This is a genomic window from Nostoc punctiforme PCC 73102 (assembly GCF_000020025.1).
Lineage (GTDB): Bacteria > Cyanobacteriota > Cyanobacteriia > Cyanobacteriales > Nostocaceae > Nostoc > Nostoc punctiforme.
Genome location: NC_010628.1, coordinates 4492580 through 4511203, shown reverse-complemented (window position 1 = coordinate 4511203; position 18624 = coordinate 4492580). Strand labels below are relative to the sequence as shown.

11 protein-coding genes are annotated in these 18624 nt (G+C 42.7%); 6 read left to right on the top strand and 5 right to left on the bottom strand.

All coding sequences use genetic code 11. The features are described from left to right. Window positions 1–16: 16 nt before the first annotated feature. The gene (locus NPUN_RS18110) at window positions 17–1390 is read right to left on the bottom strand and encodes an AAA-like domain-containing protein (protein ID WP_012409950.1); all 1374 of its coding nucleotides are present in this window, start codon (window positions 1388–1390) and stop codon (window positions 17–19) included. Between the two features lie 487 nt (window positions 1391–1877). On the opposite strand from NPUN_RS18110, the gene NPUN_RS18105 reads away from it, so the two are divergent. Then, the gene (locus tag NPUN_RS18105; protein ID WP_012409949.1) at window positions 1878–3407 is read left to right on the top strand and encodes a sensor histidine kinase; all 1530 of its coding nucleotides are present in this window, start codon (window positions 1878–1880) and stop codon (window positions 3405–3407) included. Window positions 3408–3561: 154 nt separating this feature from the next. Here the strand turns inward: NPUN_RS18105 and NPUN_RS18100 are convergent, their stop codons facing one another. Beyond that, the gene (locus NPUN_RS18100) at window positions 3562–4080 is read right to left on the bottom strand and encodes a DUF6640 family protein (protein WP_234710945.1); all 519 of its coding nucleotides are present in this window, start codon (window positions 4078–4080) and stop codon (window positions 3562–3564) included. A gap of 206 nt (window positions 4081–4286) precedes the next feature. Further along, the gene (locus tag NPUN_RS18095; protein ID WP_012409947.1) at window positions 4287–5132 is read right to left on the bottom strand and encodes a helix-turn-helix transcriptional regulator; all 846 of its coding nucleotides are present in this window, start codon (window positions 5130–5132) and stop codon (window positions 4287–4289) included. Window positions 5133–5393: 261 nt separating this feature from the next. On the opposite strand from NPUN_RS18095, the gene NPUN_RS18090 reads away from it, so the two are divergent. The 3 genes from NPUN_RS18090 to NPUN_RS18080 all read left to right on the top strand — a co-directional run bounded on the left by NPUN_RS18090 (window position 5394) and on the right by NPUN_RS18080 (window position 8640). Next, on the top strand, window positions 5394–5987 hold the full coding sequence (locus NPUN_RS18090; RefSeq protein WP_012409946.1) for a cytochrome b/b6 domain-containing protein: 594 nt from the start codon (window positions 5394–5396) through the stop codon (window positions 5985–5987). Window positions 5988–6014: 27 nt separating this feature from the next. Further along, window positions 6015–7448: a bifunctional orotidine-5'-phosphate decarboxylase/orotate phosphoribosyltransferase gene (locus tag NPUN_RS18085; RefSeq protein WP_012409945.1), complete on the top strand. Its 1434-nt coding sequence runs from the start codon at window positions 6015–6017 to the stop codon at window positions 7446–7448. Window positions 7449–7545: 97 nt separating this feature from the next. Beyond that, window positions 7546–8640, top strand: coding sequence for an AI-2E family transporter (locus NPUN_RS18080; RefSeq protein ID WP_012409944.1), 1095 nt, complete (start codon window positions 7546–7548; stop codon window positions 8638–8640). A gap of 236 nt (window positions 8641–8876) precedes the next feature. Here the strand turns inward: NPUN_RS18080 and NPUN_RS18075 are convergent, their stop codons facing one another. Further along, entirely contained in the window at window positions 8877–11330 is a 2454-nt protein-coding gene (locus NPUN_RS18075) for an ATP-dependent Clp protease ATP-binding subunit (protein ID WP_012409943.1), read from the bottom strand. Window positions 11331–11672: 342 nt separating this feature from the next. On the opposite strand from NPUN_RS18075, the gene NPUN_RS18070 reads away from it, so the two are divergent. Continuing rightward, on the top strand, window positions 11673–11969 hold the full coding sequence (locus tag NPUN_RS18070) for a DUF3288 family protein (protein ID WP_012409942.1): 297 nt from the start codon (window positions 11673–11675) through the stop codon (window positions 11967–11969). A gap of 132 nt (window positions 11970–12101) precedes the next feature. On the opposite strand, the gene aroC is transcribed toward NPUN_RS18070, so the two are convergent. Further along, the gene (gene aroC / locus NPUN_RS18065; RefSeq protein WP_012409941.1) at window positions 12102–13190 is read right to left on the bottom strand and encodes a chorismate synthase; all 1089 of its coding nucleotides are present in this window, start codon (window positions 13188–13190) and stop codon (window positions 12102–12104) included. 867 nt (window positions 13191–14057) lie between these two features. Here aroC and NPUN_RS18060 point away from each other — a divergent pair. Further along, the gene (locus NPUN_RS18060; protein WP_012409940.1) at window positions 14058–18572 is read left to right on the top strand and encodes a PAS domain-containing protein; all 4515 of its coding nucleotides are present in this window, start codon (window positions 14058–14060) and stop codon (window positions 18570–18572) included. The last annotated feature ends 52 nt before the right edge of the window (window positions 18573–18624 follow it).

Genomic DNA, 18624 nt, shown 5'->3' with positions numbered 1-18624 from the left:
TCTCGCAGAAATAACGCTAGCCATGCCTAAACTCACAGTTAAAACAGCCGTTATTGAAATGCTCGCTTGTCTTCAAATATTGTCGGAAATATAAACGATATAATTCACAGGCAGGAGTACTGCGATCGCCTTCTAAATTAATTAGCCCCATACTTTGTAATTTATATGCCAATACTGGCTCTAATTTCACATAATTTGTAGCGTTAATTACTTCATGAAAAGCATCTTGCAATGCTGATTCATCTCGTAGTGCTAACACATATTGCTTTAAATACTCGTGATAAATTCCTGCTTCTGTGGGTGCTTCTTGCAATAGCTTTTCTAAATCTCGTTCTAGTCCCCCTTTACCCACCAGGTGATAAAAAGCTAATCGCGCCAAATAAGGATATCCTCCTACCATTGCCATCAAACTCTCGATTTTACCATTTGTCCAATCCAAGCCGTGACGTAGTGCTAAATCCTGTACCTGCTCTTTTGTAAAGGGAGGTAACTTAATCGGCAAACCAATATTAAATGGTGATTGAGTTAGTTTTATAGGAACAAGAATTTCCGTTGAATAAACCAGAATCAGGCGAAGTTTTTGCCAAATTTCTAACCCTTTGGCTCGTTCATACCACGATCGCACTAACGGTAACAATTCTCCAGCAATTTCCTGATATTCAAATACCCAATCCACCTCATTCAATACCAGCACAAGGGGAGTTTCCAGCGCAGATAGTAAATAATGTTGAAAATAGATAGAGCAACTTACTTTGCTACCCATATCTTCATCCCAATAATCATTGAGTTTTGGTTCTAACTGTAACTCTCGGCTGACATTAGCACAGAACCAGCGCAAAAATTTATCCAAACTAGTAAATATTACTTTATCTGCTTGCTGAAAATCTAACGTCACGGTGCGAAAGCCTTGATTGTTAGCGCGTGCAAGCAACTGTAAAATCAGAGAGCTTTTCCCCATCTTCTTGGGCGCTTGGATGCAGATGAGACAGCCAGGTTTAGCTATTTCTGCGTAGGCAATTTCCTCAATTGGCGGGCGAGGGATGTAGAATCTGGAATTAAGGGATACTGGGCCACTAGGAAATTCTAAAGATATAGCCGTAGCTACTTTGTTGAATTCCTTAATTAATTGCTGATGTGCTTTGCTAAGACGGTGATTTTCTACAGTCTGGCGGAAGTTAGATTTATTTATCGGTTCTTTACAAAAATCACTCATTACTTGCCATAAATGAGCAGCAATTTTTCTGACACGTTCCTCGCCGTAGTGAGCTTCACAGGCAATATTCGTGTAAGTTTTTCCTTCCCATGAAGAACGCAATATAATCTCTTGGAGCGTTGTTAAACCTGTTGCTTGACTGGCTTTTAGTAGCAATACTACTTCATCTATAGTCATTACTCATCGGCTCCAATTCAGCATGAATTTTATCACACCATTATGTTTTGGAAATCAATGTAGCCTACCTTGTATGAATGGCAGCCAGCCCTTTCCTAAAAAAGCTACAAACAAGGCTTGACAATATTTTTGTATCCTGAAACATTTGACGTGACTCAATCATAGAATTTTTTTTACAAAATTTTTCGAGTTTTTAAGTGATTATATTTTATTTGAACTACTTTTTTTAGACATATCTTAGAATGTAGATGCACACAATGTAGCTATTTTTTCTAAAAAATGGCCGCGGCGATCGCAACAGAAGTTACATTCGTCCGTTTACCTTTTTCTAAATTCCATCCAAATTGATGATATGGGCTGATATATTTCTAACCGAAGTTACAGCCTAATCAACCAAGTAGACGATTTATCCATAAATGGATCGTCAGGGTGCTAAGACAGCGTAGAGAGAGAGTTACAGGATATCTTCCTCACCGTACCAGCAGCTATGCATATCGAAGAACCCGCTACCCATAAACCGGAAGCTCCACTTTCAGTACCAGATTCGCAGAGTTTCCCAGAATCAAAAGACTTATCTCCAGAAAATTTAGATCCTTGTCAATGCTCACAAGCAGCCTTACAGATGGCATTAATCGCCAGTGGCTTGGGGTTGTGGGATTGGAATCTCATAACCAATAAAACCTATTACGATCCCCAGTGGAAGGGCATTTTGGGGTATGGATTAGACGAAATCGCTCATGAGCATAAATCCTTTGAGCGACTTGTACATCCACAAGATTTACCAAGAATTCGCCAGGTGTTGCACGATTATCTCCAAGGATACACGCCTGTGTTTGAAGTTGAATTGCAAATGTTAACTAAATCCGGCGAATGGAAATGGATTTTGGCTTGTGGCAAAGTATTTCAGTGGGATGAATCCGGCAAACCAGTGCGAATGGCAGGGACACACAAGGATATTAGCCAGGATAAGGCGATCGCTACTCAACAATACCAACTACTTGAACAACTCCAAAGAGAAATTGCCCAACACCAGTCTACTGAAGACCAAGTTAGAGAAAAATCACAGCAGCTAGAAACTACCCACGAAGAACTCAAATATACCCAAAGGCAGTTATTGCAGAACCAGAAAATGGCTAACCTCGGTCAACTGGTGGCGGATATGGCTAACGAAATTAACAACCCTGTTAGCTTCATCTACGGCAATCTCCATCCTGCGAGTCAATACGCTGAAGATTTAATCAGAATCATTGAACTTTACCAACATTACTATCCCAAACCTACCCCAGTCATAGCCTTACATCTGCAATGCCTCGACCTTAGTTTCGTGAAGACGGACTTTTTAAAATTACTGTGGTCAATGCGAGCCGGCTCGGAACGCGTTAAAGAAATTGTTTTCGCCTTGCGGAATTTCTCAACCTCTGACGAAGGCCAAATGAAAAAGGTTGACCTGCACGAAGGACTTGATAGTGTTCTGAGAATTTTACAGCATCGGCTGAAAGAAAAGCCTGATAGAGCCGGGATTGAAGTAATTAAAGACTTTGGTGAATTACCCTTAATCGAGTGTTACTCAGGTGATCTAAACCAGGTATTCATGAACATCTTAACTAATGCCATTGATGCCTTAGAAGAAAGGATGAAATATGATTATTCATTTACTCCCAAAATTTTTATTCATACAGAAATTGTTAGAAGTCATTTGTCATTAGTCAATAGTAATGATATTTGGCCAAATAACAAACAAATAGGAAAAAAACACAAAGTTATAATTCGTATTTCTGACAATGGTCAAGGCATACTTCCTCATATCCAAAGACAGATGTTTGAACCATTTTTTACCACCAAAGCAGTAGGTAAAGGTAAGGGGCTGGGACTATCAATTAGTCGAGAAATTATCGTTGAAAAACATCAAGGTAAAATTAAGTGTAATTCTAAATTAGGTCAAGGTACAGAGTTGGTAATTGAAATGAATACAACAGCAAAACACTATGCTGCTATTAGAAAACATGCCAGCTTTTAAGTAATTAGCTTTGGGTAAGATGTGTTAGTTTTTGGAAGTCGATATATTAACAAGGCAACGGCCGCATTCACAATGCAGGTCAATGCATTCACAATGCAAGTCGATGTATTCACAATACTTGAGTTTTATAAATTTGGTATTGTCTTCTGAACACTTAAATGACAGCACAAGCCATCAGTACACTTCCTACAATAATCACCACGTAGGCGTAGCCCGCCGTAGGCATCGCACTAATTATCGGCGTATACTGCTGTAATGGTTGCACCCATGAAAAACCCTTCAGCCATTGGTGAGCATAAATAATAACTAAACCAATGGTTATTAGTACGACTGCTAATCCCACACTGAAGGCACAAACTAAGAGCAAACCATATACAGTTTGGTGAAGTGCGATCGCACTCAACAATAATACTAGCGCTGATGGGCAGGGAACTAGACCACCAGCGATCCCTAGAGTTAGAAGAGACTGTAACGTAACTTGAGAATTGGCAGAATGATGGTGATCGTTGTGAGTGTGGTGATGATGTTTTGGTGCAATGCCACTCAATAACCACAGCATCACTGCATCATGAAATTTAGCATGGGGATGCCATTCGGAGTTAAAGAGGTGAGTCGCGTTCCAATCTACCGCTACCGAAACTACAGCAGTGCTGACGAGAACAATAGAAAGCAAAATACGACTAATCCTTCTCATAAATTTTGCTATGCCCCTAGTTGATTAGTTTCGCTGATGGGTTCATCAGCCGTAGCTCCTACAAATGAAGGTACAGTGTGCTGCTGGATAAACGATAGACTTTTCTTGCTACATCAAATCATGATTTAGGTCATTCTTGCGATGCCTAGGTTGGGCTACGCCTACGCAGTTGGCATTGCAAAGTTCTACTTTTTGCTTAAAAACATCCTGGGTGTGACTCCGACATATTTTTTAAAATGCCTTGTAAAGCGGCTTTGGTCTGCACAACCAACCAGCAGAGCAATTTCTGCGATCGCATATTTTCTTTGGTGCAATAGTTCTTTAGCTTTTTCCATACGTTGCTGAAGTACATATTGATAGGGTGCTACACCCATTGACTGCTTAAATAATCGGCAAAAATAATATTGACTTATACCTGAAATTTCTGCTAGTTCAGCGAGAAGTAGGGGCCGATCTAAATAGCTGTGAATGTAGTCAAAGACTGGCTGAAGCCGATTGTTAGGCATACTTCCCACATCGGGCTTTATTTTTGGTGAAAACGCACAGTATTGTCGCAGCAAGTGAACAATCAACACCTGGATCAACGATTCGGCATAAAGATGGCCACCGAGTCCACCCGTGTCAAATTCTGCTTGAAACAAACGAGCGATCGCTTCAATTTGTGGATCGTGGGCATTTACCGTACTTAGTAATTCAACTTTGCTTTCATTTAGTTCCCCAACTTCTTCTGCCATTCGAGACAAAAACAGTGGATCAATTACAAACGTTAACGATTCATCGGTGCTATTCCATGACCAAATCCCCGACATCTTCGCAGGACAAATCCAAAAGTCTCCTTTGGCTTGAGATTTTTGTGATTCTTGTTCGCCGATGCGAGTCATTTTTTGTTGATTATGGTCGCTTAACAAGATACAAAGCAGATGATACTTGCATCCAGGGAATTCAAGCTCGTTCGGTGCTGAGATATGACGATCGATAGTTAATCCAGGCAATTGAATCATCCGGCGCTCAGAAATCCATGTTTCCTTCATAACCAGTCCAATTAGCGATCGCTGCTAGGAATATACCGGATAGAATATCTTTGGTCGTGGGTCACTAGAACAGGGTACAGCATTTTAACAGCGTCACTGAACAGCCGCCCAATTTTGAATATTTAGCTTAGAACAACCCTATTCATACCTAAACTGACAGTTAAAACAGCAGATGTAGACCATCAATGTCAGAATACTGAATCATGGGATGAAAAAATAAATGTGAGTAATACCCACACCCAAACTTGCTAGTCAAAATCTATGACTTTGACCCCCTCTCAAACTCGAAAGCGACCGACTCAAGCGATCGCAGCCAAAATTTTCCACTGGTGTAACATCATTAGCCTGTTTATCATGCTCACCAGTGGACTACAAATTTACAACGCCAACCCTGTTTTTGGTGGACGTGCAGGTTTGCACATTCCTCCGATATTTACATTAGGAGGTTGGCTGGCAGGAGGTAGACACTGGCATTTTGCTGCAATGTGGCTATTTTCGCTAAATCTCTTGTGGTATGGAATTTACATTTTAATTACCCGACGCTGGCGACATCGGTTTGTCGGTGCAAATGACTTCAAAGCATTACAAAAAAGTCACAATTCTAAACGCCTAATTTATGCTTGGCATCGGATTGCGTATACAGCAATTATTCCGATCTTGCTGCTGGCGTTATTTACAGGAATAGGAATGTATAAACCTGCTCAATTTCCCTGGATTGTGGATTTGTTTGGCAATTGGCAAGCATTGCGAATTGTTCACTTTGCCTCAGTGCCGATGGTTATCTTATTTGCAGCGATTCACTATCAATTAGGGCAAAAAGCTGGTGGTACTGAATTAACAGAATCAATGTTTTAGTAAATGATATTTTTTTAAACTAAAAAAATGAACTTTTTTGATAAATTGAATCGTAGTATCTTGCAAAATCAAAGCTTACTATTTGTAGGACTCGATCCAAATCCAGAGATGATGCCTGTGCGTTATGAATCTGAAGAACTCATCGCTGGTTTGGAAAAGTGGTTACAATTCATTATTGCGGAAACTGCTGATTACGTTTGTGCTTATAAACCTACACTTGGCTTTTACGAAGCGTTAGGTATTCCCGGCTTAGAACTGCTGTACAAAACTTTAGCAGCAATTCCAGCGCACATCCCAGTGATTTTAGATGCCAAACACAGTGATTTAAATACTAGTACCATTTTTGCCCAAACTGTGTTTACAGAATGGCAGGTGGATGCAATCACTCTTAGTCCCTATACAGGACAAGATCATGTAGCCCCTTTTTTGGTCTATCCTGAGAAAGCGGTGTTTATCTTATGTTGTACTTCTAATCCAGGTGCAGAAGCCTTACAGCAATATCCCACAAACGAGTCACCCCTTTATTTACAGGTGGTAAAAGAATCAAAAACTTGGGGAACTCCAGAACAATTGGGTTTGGAAGTGGGAACTACAAATGCTGAAGTTTTAGCCTTGATTCGAGCGATCGCGCCTGAACGGATTATTATGGCGCGTAGCATCTGGGCGAAGGGTGGAAACCTAAGACAAATTTTAGAAGCAGGTTTGAATGATAACGGTGATGGTTTGCTGATTCCTGTTCCTCAAGATATGTTGGGAAACACACAATTATCTGAGGAAGTCGAGTCTTTACGCGCAGAAATTAATCAACTAAAAACTGAAATTATTCACGAAAATTCTACATGTTCTGTGTGGTTTCCTGATGTTTGTTTCCTAAATCAGCACCCCTATCAGGATTTGATTTTACAACTTTATGACATTGACTGTATTATGTTTGGCAGTTTTGTCCAAGCATCAGGAGCAATATTTCCTTATTACATCGACTTACGCAAAATTATTTCTAATCCTCAAGTTTTTAATCAAGTTCTCACTGCTTATGAGGATATTTTGAAGAATCTCAATTTTGATAGGTTGGCAGGTATTCCTTATGGTTCTTTGCCTACCGCGACTGGTTTAGCTTTGCGCCTTCATTGTCCAATGATTTTCCCCCGTAAAGAGGTGAAGGCCCACGGAACACGCAGAGTTATTGAGGGTAACTTTCATCCTGGTGAAACAGTTGTGGTAGTTGACGATATTCTCATCAGTGGCAAAAGTGTTATGGAAGGGGCAGGAAAGTTAGAATCAGCAGGATTAAATGTTAATGATATTGTGGTACTTATCGATCATGAACAAGGGGTGAAAGATAGGTTACAGCAGAATGGTTATCGCAGCCATTCAGTTTTAACTATTTCGGAAATTACCAATACTCTCTATCAAGCAGGGCGAATAAATGAGGAACAATTTTTAGCTTTTGCTGAAAGTTAATAATTGGAAATTGGGAGATTTTTCTCATTTTATTGCCGTTGAGTATATTTCACCAGTTAAATCTAGTAACTAGAATAATTTTAGTTTTAAATTAATTATGAATTTCCCACTCAATCAACTACTTAGATGGTTAATTTTTACGCTGTTATTTCCTCTAGTGTTTCTTAATGGTTGGCTAGCATTTTTGCTTGTTAAAAATTTTCAACCTGTCGTAACAATTCTTGTCTTAGCTACTTTACTTGCATTTGTTTTAAACTATCCTGTTGCCATTCTCCAAAGGCAGGGAGTGAAACGTGGCTATGCAGTATCATTAGTTTTTATATCAGCATTGATAATTATCGTTGCTCTGGGTATTACTTTAGTTCCTATTGTGTTAGAGCAATTTAATGAGATGGTGAAAGTTCTTCCTCAATGGATTGATTCTAGCGAAGAAAAACTTCAAATTTTAAATAATTGGTTTTTTAACCACAAATTAAATGTGAATTTAAGTCACCTATTAACACAAGTAACTGACCAATTACCTAATGAATTAGAGTTCGTTACGGATAAACTTTTAAGCATTATTGTAGATACGATTGATAGTGTTTCTGATGGATTAATTATAGTAGTGCTGACTTTTTATCTGTTGTTAGATGGTCCAAGAATTTGGCAGGGGATATTTAAGAAGTTACCGGGGAGTTTTGCCCAACAGGTAAGCCAGTCTATTCAGCAAAATTTCCAAAATTACTTGATTGGGCAGGTAACTTTGGCTTTGCTGATGGGAGTTTCAGAAACATTAATGTTTTTAGCTTTTCAAGTCCAGTTTTCTTTACTCTTTGGTTTGGGAGTCGGGCTTTTGAGCTTAATTCCCTTTGGCGATGTCGTCAGCGTGGTTGTGATAACTTTCATAATAGCCACACATGACTTTTGGCTAGCAGTGAAGGTTTTTGCGGTAGCTGTTGTCATTGACCAATTAATCGATCAGGCGATCGCACCACGCCTTTTAGGTAGATTTACTGGGCTCCGACCAATATGGGTGTTAATTGCTTTACTTGTAGGAACCAATGTCGGTGGAGTTTTAGGTTTGCTAATCGCGGTACCTGTAGCTGGTTTTATCAAGGATGCAGCAGATGGTTTCTCTAAATCTGGTGATTCTGAGAATGTAGTTAAGAGTGAATTAGCATCAGAATTGTTGCCAGAGGAATCACTATAAAAATGAGTTGTTTATAACAATTAGATGCCATATTACCGCTAACACTAAGTTGCAACGGTATCATTAAGGATGAAGTGTAGAAAATTGCATAAAAAAAAGCCCCTAGCATTTCTACTAGGGGTATAAAATATACCATTTCACTTATGTTTGTCGGAGATGACCCTGCGATCGCCTCTACTTAGATGAGAGGCTAATTATTTCTCAAATATTACAGCAAAAAGCGATCGGGTATAAAATTAGCCAACATTTGCCAAGAGCAATTCTCGTTTTTCTAATTTTTGTACTCTCACCTGAGAGTCATCATCAACATCGATAAGCGCTGTGTCTCCATCTGTAATTTCACCAGACAGCATTGCTTCAGCGAGAGAATCTTCTAAAAGGCGCATAATTGCCCGACGTAATGGTCTAGCACCATAACTAGGGTTATAGCCTTCTTGCACTACAAGTTCTTTGAAGCGATCGCTAACTTCAAGAGTAATTCCCTTTTCTGTCAAGCGTTTAGAAACTTCACGAAGCATAATTTCAGCAATTTGCTTCACTTCATCCCTAGAAAGCTGGGTGAAGACGATAATTTCATCAAGACGGTTCAGGAACTCAGGACGGAAGTAAGCTTTCAATTCCTCGTTTACCAAGGTGCGGATGCGGTTATAACTAGCGTTGGCTTGAGTGTCGAAGTCAAAGCCTAAACCACTACCACCTTTTTCAATCACCTTGGAACCGATGTTAGATGTCAAAATGATCAGCGTATTCTTGAAGTCCACCTTCCGACCTTTGGCATCGGTAAGATGACCGTCATCCAAGATTTGCAGCAGCATATTGAATACATCGGGGTGTGCTTTTTCGATTTCGTCGAATAGCAACACTGTGTAAGGTTTCCGGCGCACGGCTTCTGTAAGTTGTCCGCCTTCGTCGTATCCGACGTAACCCGGAGGCGAACCAATTAGCTTGGCGACAGTATGACTTTCCATGTATTCGGACATATCTAGCCGAATCATTGAGTCTTCCGCACCGAAGAAGTAGGAAGCTAATGCCTTGGCCAATTCTGTTTTACCGACTCCGGTAGGCCCGGAGAAGATAAAGCTAGCAATGGGACGATTGGGATTTTTCAAGCCGACGCGGGCGCGACGGATACCGCGAGATACAGCCGAGACAGCTTGCTCTTGACCGATGAGGCGTTGATGCAGAGTGTCTTCTAGGTGCAGAAGCAACTCTGATTCAGATTCAGTCAGTTTGTTGACTGGTACGCCAGTCCAAGAGGCAACGATTTGAGCAATGTCTTCTTCGTCAACTACAGTAGAGTTGACAGGTTGCTCGTTTGGTGTAAACGTTGCTTGCAGTTGTTCTGCGAGTTTTAACTCTTGGTCGCGTAGGGTTACAGCTTTGTCAAAATCTTGGACTCTGACTGCTGCTTCTTTTTCTTTGGTAACGCCAGCGAGTTCACGCTTGAGTTCTTTATTGGGAGAACTTTGAGAATTCCGCAGACGAACGCGAGAACCAGCTTCATCAATCAAGTCTATTGCCTTATCTGGCAAGAAGCGATCGCTAATGTAGCGGTCTGATAATTCTGCGGCTGCTACAAGTGCCGAATCCAAAATTGTGACTTTGTGGTGCTGTTCGTAAGCGCCGCGCAAGCCGTAAAGAATTTGTACGGTTTCTTCTACTGAGGGTTCACCAACCATAATTGGTTGGAAACGACGTTCTAGTGCGGCATCGCGCTCGATGTGCTTCCGATACTCATCAAGGGTTGTTGCGCCGATGCACTGGAGTTCACCCCGTGCTAAGGCAGGTTTGAGGATGTTGGCTGCATCCAAACCACCTTCTGTACCACCAGCGCCAACCAAGGTGTGAATTTCGTCAATTACCAAAATTATGTTACCGACAGTGCGAACTTCTTCCACAACTTTTTTGATGCGTTCTTCAAAATCGCCACGGAAGCGAGTCCCAGCTACCAATGACCCCATATCGAGGCTGATAACTTGCTTGTCTTGCAAGGTTTCGGGAACATCTTGGTTGATAATTCTTTGAGCTAGACCTTCTGCGATCGCAGTTTTACCAACTCCTGGTTCTCCAATCAACACGGGATTATTCTTAGTCCGGCGACCGAGAATTTGGATCGCCCGCTCAATTTCCTTCTCACGACCAACTACGGGGTCGAGTCTGCCTTCTTGCGCTAATTTGGTCAAATTTCTGCCATATTCTTCCATCGTTAGCGGTTGGGTGCGCTTTTGACTACCACTACCAGCGAAAGCTGGTGCATTTTCACCCAAACGGCGAACTATGGCACTACGGACACTCTTGAAGTCAACTCCTAGATTTTGCAGGACTTTGGCGGCGACACCTTCACCAGCCTCAGTTAATCCTAAGAGTAAGTGTTCTGTGTTGATGTAATTCTGTCCCAGACTATGAGCTTCTTTAAAAGATTGCTCGAAGAGGCTTTTCACCTTGGGAGTGAAAGGAATTTCTGGTGGTACAAAGCCAGAACCCCTACCAATAATTTTTTCTACCTCACGACGTGCGTCTTTGAGGGTAACGCCTAATTCGGCCAGCACTTTAGCAGCAACCCCAGTTCCTTCTCCCATCAAACCCAGGAGAATTTGTTCAGTTCCTACGAAATTGTGTCCCAGGCGACGTGCTTCTTCCTGAGCTAGCATAATTACTCTAATGGCTTCGGAAGTGAAGTGTTCAAACATAATGGGTTCTTGCTCCCTCGCTGCTTGGACTTTGGGTGAGATAAAATTCACCCTCATCTAAAGTTTTTTGTATTTTCTTAAGGACTAATGTAACTTTATTTAAAGTTAAGTGGCAGTGGTGAGAGCCGTAAGACATCAGGTGTACTAGCCGTCTAAGAGAATTTAAGAGTTGGGAGTTAGAGGTTAGGAGTAAGTAAGGAGTTCTCAATTTTACAATTAGTTTTCCAGTGGAGAAGATGATTTTTTTGCCTTTTCTGCTCCTCTGCTCTCGGTTAAACTTAGAACTCAGGACTCAGAACGGTCTAAACCCTAGCTATTCGCTAACAACACTCAGGACTGACGATGACTGAACCAACGGTTGGTAAAGACCAACAACACCCTCTTTATAATCGCGATCGCCCCCTTATTGATATCTTACTCGCTCAAGAGGCGACAGACTATAACTTAGCAGAATTAGCCAGGCTGCGAATGCGTTATCAAGGCTTTCCAGGCGCAAGAGACATCCAAAAAGACCTAGATAAAGTCTTGCAGCAATGGGGTTTGACCGAAATTGAGCTTTTTGAGAAAACTCGCAAAATTCACGATTTGGGCGGTATTTACAAAAGTCGCGGTAAAAAAGACGAACAGGATTGGAATTAGGCAATGGGGAACTTGTACTGAGCGTAGTCGAAGTATGGGGAATGGGGAATTAATTATTCCCTCGTACTTCCAACTCTTGTACAGACGCGATTAATCGCGTCTTTCCTAAGTCGATATATAGACTACAAGAGACTACAAGACTTTGCACTGACCATGATGCCGTAACAAATGGTCACATAGTACCAACGCCACCATTGCCTCAACCATTGGCACTGCACGCGGTAATACACAAGGATCGTGTCGTCCTTTTGCTGCTAATAGTGTTTCTTCGCCCTCACGAGTTACAGTCTTCTGTTCTTTTCTAATTGTTGCTGTCGGCTTAAATGCAACTCGCAAAATGATATTTTCGCCGTTAGAAATCCCGCCTTGAATACCGCCAGAACGGTTTGTTACTGTACGGATTTCATCATTTTGATCGATATAAAATTCGTCGTTATGCTCAATTCCCGTTAGTAGCGTTCCCGCAAAACCGGAACCAATTTCAAAGCCTTTGCTAGCAGGCAGAGACATGACACCCTTAGCGATATCAGCTTCTAATTTATCAAATACTGGTTCGCCCAAACCTTTCGGTACATTTCGCGCCACACATTCTACGACACCGCCGATAGAATCGCCTTGTCTACCTATTTGCTCAATCAATTCAATCATGCGATCGCCACATTCAGCATCGGGACAGCGAACGATATTGCTTTCTACTTGTTCTAAGGTTACAGTATTAGGATCGACTACACCTTCCAAGTCTTTAATCCGCTTAACGTAAGCAATAATTTCGACATTGGCAACTTGACGGAGAATTTTTTTAGCGATCGCACCTGCTGCTACTCTCCCGATTGTCTCACGTGCTGACGACCTACCCCCACCTTGCCAATTGCGAATGCCATATTTTGCATCATAGGTTGCATCCGCGTGAGAAGGCCGATACTTCTGTGCCATCTCGTCATAATCTTGGGGACGAGTATCTTGATTACGTACCAAAATCGTTATAGGGGTTCCCAGCGTTTTGCCTTCAAATACTCCTGAGATAATCTCGCAGGTATCAGCTTCTTTGCGGGGAGTCGTAATTTTACTTTGTCCCGGCCGCCTTCTATCTAGTTCTACCTGAATTTCTTCTGCCGAAATTTCTAGTTGTGGAGGACAACCATCAATCACAACCCCCACACCGCCGCCGTGAGACTCGCCAAAAGTACTAATGCGAAATAAATGACCAAAAATATTGCCCATGATTTTGAGGAAAAAGGTGAGGCTTATGTATTCTACCTAGAGTTCTTCCAAAAGCTTGCCTTTGCTTTTTGTAGAATTTTTCGCTATTTTCTAGTATTTATGCAACAGTATCATTGCAGTTCCGGTGATGAAAGCGGACGCACATAGATTATCTGCTCAAAGAGCAAATTACCACCCAAGAGTTACACCTGCCAGGAAATCGAACAATTCACAACAGCTTAATTATGGGTTAACCGATAGATATGGTGAAAACATTAAGCTCTTTCGCCAACCACAACTGCCACGTGAGTACAAACAATAAAAATACGGTTATAGCTTCTATTTTATACCCATCATCTAGCCAAATTAGTTCAAAATTATGGTGTGGCAATTTAACATTATCTGGCTATGGTAGTTGTACATTGTCAGAGTTTTGTTTTGGTAGCTTGGACATAGTGGTAAACCAAACTTTTCATTACTTCAGTAAAAGCAAACTGCTGCATTTGCTATTAGGCTAATGACGCTCGCATTCAGTTTGGTATTATATTTTTGATATTGCTGTAATCGATATTTTTCAATCTCTTCAGAGGAAAATGAAACCCGATTTGTTCTTCTCTTGAGCCATAGAATAGGGGTAGGTATGATTTTTGCATACCATCATATTATGATGAGGAATTACAATTTTAGCGCTATTTCAAAAATACCAATTCCTCTGTCCTAACCTGCGGAATGTGGGTTTTATGATAGACTTTTCTTAAAACCATAAAATAGAGGGTATGGTAAAATCTTTACATAGATGAGGATTTTAGCGCTATTTCAAAAATAGTAATCTCTCTGTGATAACCTGCGGGATGTGGGCTTGAACTCTATCCGCTCAATTTATTCACGATGTCTCAGCAACAGCGCACCCTCTTAATTATCGATGGTTCACCAGAAGATCGAGAACTTTATCGGCGGTATTTGTTGCGCGATCGCGAATATTCTTACACTTTCCTAGAAGCAACTCTGGGACAGCAAGGGCTAGAACTCTGGCAGCAACACCAACCAGATGCAATTTTACTTGATTATCGACTGCCTGATATAGACGGACTAGAATTTCTGGCGAAATTGCAAACCTCAACCCAACAGCCGTGTCTACCTGTGATTGTCGTCACAGGGCAGGGCAATGAGGCGATCGCAGTTCAAGCGATGAAAGCGGGCGCACAAGATTATATTGTCAAAAAGCAAATTACCGCACAAGGGCTGCAAATAGCAATCAATGGGGCAATTGAAACAGTGCGGCTACGCACCCAACTGCAACAGCGTATTGAACGAGAGCGCTTAGTCGCGCAGATTACCCAGCAAATTCATCAGTCCCTGAATCTGGATGAAATTCTTCAGACAACTGTAGCCGAGGTGCGGCAGTTTCTCCACACAGATCGTGTCCTGGTTTTTCGGTTAAATCCTGACGGAGATGGGACAGTCATGGCAGAATCGGTTGGGACAGAATGGCGATCGCTTCTTTCCTCCACTATCCAAGATCCCTGCCTAGCTGAGAGCTACACTACCTCCAATCGACCGCAAGTCAGGTACGATCCCGCCTTGCTCAAGAATTATATCGAACGCTATTATCAGGGGCAAGTAACGGCAGTATCAGACATTCATGACAGCAGTATTGATTCATGCCACGGTGAATTGTTGGCACAGTTTCAAGTCAAAGCTCATCTGGTTGTACCAATTCTGCAAGACAACCAGTTTTGGGGATTGCTAATTGCTCATCATTGTACCTCCCCTCGATTTTGGCAGCCCTTAGAAATTGACTTGCTTAAAGAGTTGGCAACTCAGATGAGTATCGCTTTGCGACAGGCAGAACTGTATCAGCAGGCACAGCATGAACTAAAGGAACGCCAACAGGTAGAAGCGGAACTGTGCCAAAGCGAAGAACATCTGCGATTGGCATTGTCAGCCTCTCGGATGGGAACGTGGAACTGGAACATCCAAACGGGAAAAATTACCTGGTCGGATAATCTAGAAGCCTTATTTGGGCTGCAACCAGGAGAGTTTGACGGCTCATTCGAGATGTTTGCCGCGCGAGTCCACCCTGAAGATCGCGATCGCGTGCTGGCAACCGTCAATCGTGCTGTCGCCACCGGAGAAGAATATGACATTGAATTTCGGGTAGTATATCCCAACGGCACAATTCGCTGGGCATTAAGCCAAGGCAAGGTATTTTACGACCAACACGGGCAACCGATGCAGATGGCTGGTATTGATATAGATGTCACCGAACGCAAACGGTCAGCCGAAGCTCTGCGCGAGAGTGAAGAACGTTTCCGGCAACTTGCAGAAAATATTGATGCAGTGTTCTGGATTAGAGAAGTGTCTGAAAATCGAGTCAGCTATGTAAGTCCTGCTTATGAACGCTTGTGGGGATTGAACTCGGAGGAGTTGTATCAAGGACAACAATCATGGATCGATCGTATTCACCCAGAGGATCGGGAAGCGACTCAAAAAGCGTTTCATGAAAAAGCTGTTGCAGGTAAATTTGATGAGGAATACCGGGTTATTTTACCCGATGGTAGTATACGCTGGGTTCACGATCGCTGTTTTGGGCTTCGAGATAAAACAGGGGAGATTTATCGTTTTGCAGGTATTGCCGAAGACATCAGCGCTCGCAAACACTCTCTCGCAGCTCTCCAAGAAAGCGAAGAACGCTTCCGCACATCTGTTGAAAATATGCTGGACTGCTTTGGGGTATACCGCGCTGTGCGGAATGAGCAAGGGCAGATTGTCGATTTTGTAACTGAATATGTAAATGATGCGGCTTGTCTCAACAATCAAATGACTTATGAGCAGCAGATTGGGCGAGGGTTGTGTGAATTATTACCAAGCCATCGTCACAGTGGATTGTTTGATGATTACTGTCAGGTAGTAGAAACAGGGCAAGCGCTGATTAAAGACAGCCTAGTTTATGAGGATGAGTACGGAGAGCAACGCTTAGTTAAAGCGTTTGATATCCGCGTGGCTAAATTTGGAGATGGATTTGTTGCCACCTGGCGAGATATCACCGTTCGCCAACAAACCGAAGAAGCTCTGCGCCGGAGTGAGGAATTTAAAAACCGCATTTTAGACAGCAGTTCTGACTGCATCAAGGTATTAAGCCTCGACGGGCGGCTGCTATATATGAATACAGGTGGTCTGTGTTTGATGGAAATTGACGACTTAAATTCCTATCTGAATACTGAATGGCTCTGTTTCTGGTCAGGCAGCTATCGGCAACAGGCAGAGCAGGCACTCGCTGCCACTAAAGCAGGCGAAATCAGCATTTTTAGCGGATACTGTCCAACCGTAAAAAGCACTCCCAAATGGTGGGAAGTGGTCGTTAGCCCGATTCTGGATGCCTCCGGGCAGTTAGAACGAATCTTGTTGATTTCACGAGACATTACCGATCGCAAAAAGACAGAACTCCTCTTGCAGCAGAGCGAAGCCCGATTAAAGCTAGCATACAAAGCGACGCGATCGGGACTATGGGATTGGGACATTATCCGCAACAGCGCTCATATCTCTGAAGAATACTGCCATCTGTTCGGGTTTGACCCAACCACAAAGTCAATTACCTATGAAAACTGGTTAAGCTGCCTGCACCCAGATGATCGCACTTCAACCAATGAAACGGTGAATCGCACCATCCAGCAACAGCAAGAGGGCTATGAAGATGATTTCCGCATCCTACATCCCGATGGCATTCGCTGGTTAGCGGCTAAAGGTCAGGTTTTCTACGATACTGTGGGTAATGCGGTACGGATGTTGGGCAACGTGCAAGATATCACCGAGCGCAAACAGGTAGAAGAAGAATTACGGCAAAGTGAAGAACGCTATCGCTGCTTGGCAGAATTAATCCCACAATTAGTCTGGACAGCCAACCCCGAAGGAAGGTTATTGGATGTCAATCAACGTTGGTTAGAATTCACAGGATTAACCCTGGAACAAGCTCACACCAGCGGCTGGAGAGAGGTTGTCCATCCAGAAGATGTACTGATATTGGTTAAAGAATGGAGCAAGGCAGTACAACAGGGTACTTCTTATCAAGCCGAAGGTCGGATGCGGCGGGCAGATGGTGTGTATCGCTGGCATCTGCACCAAGCAATTCCACAAAAAGATCGGCAAGGTGAAATTGTCAAATGGTTTGGCAGTGCAACAGATATCGAAGCGCAAAAACAACTAGAGGTTGAACGCGATCGCCTATTCCAACTAGAGCAAGCCGCACGGGCCGAAGCCGAACGTGCAAATCGGATCAAAGATGAATTTCTTGCCATTCTCTCCCATGAATTGCGATCGCCTCTTAACCCCATTCTTGGCTGGACAAAGATGCTGCAAAGCCGCAAATTTAATGAAACCAAAACAGCTCAAGCTTTGGCTAGCATCGAACGCAACGTTAAACTGCAAACTCAACTAATTGATGACTTGCTCGATATTGCCAAGATTCTGCGCGGCAAACTCAGCCTGGATGTCACTCCTGTAAATCTGTTATTTGTGATTGAATCTGCGATCGACACGGTAAATACAGCAGCCATTGCCAAATCAATTCAGTTGCATCCGGTACTGCCGAATATTGGGCAAGTCTCTGGAGATTCCAACCGCCTCCAACAGATCGTTTGGAATTTACTTTCCAACGCTATCAAATTTACTCCCAAGGGGGGACGGGTAGAAATCCGATTAGAGCGAGTTGACGAGCAGGCACACATTATTGTGAGTGACACTGGCAAAGGCATTAACCCTGAATTTCTCCCACACATTTTTGAGTCATTCCGTCAAGAAGATGTCTCAATTACTCGCAAGTATGGCGGGTTAGGATTGGGATTAGCGATCGTTCGTCAGTTAGTTGAGGCTCACGGCGGCACCATCACGGCTGACAGTCCTGGTGAAGGTTTAGGAGCCACCTTTACAGTCCAGTTGCCACTGCTGAATCTTCAACCAGAAATCAAGCAGACGGATGATTTGCTACAACCAGGACTTGAACTCACGGGAATTCGAGTCCTGACAGTGGATGATGACCCCGATGCCCGTGAGCTATTAACAGTATTGCTTGCTGAATACGGAGCCCAAGTCTTGACTGTTCCTTCTGCCACAGAAGTGTTGGCAAACCTAGAGTCCTTTCAACCCGATGTGTTAGTCAGTGATATTGGGATGCCTGAAGTTGATGGCTATAACCTGATTCAACAGATCCGAGCTTTAACCCCCGAAAAAGGCGGACAAATCCCAGCGATCGCTTTAACTGCTTATGCCAGAGTTGATGATTCCCAGCGAGCTATAACCAGTGGCTATCAACGGCACGTTACCAAGCCCCTCGATCCAGAAGAGTTAGTTCAAGCTGTGGTGGCACTCGCACAGATCAAGATTGGCAAATCGGAATCATCACAATAGACTTCTTGCAGAAGTGTGGTAAAGGGTAAGGGGTAAAAGGGAAAGGGATAGA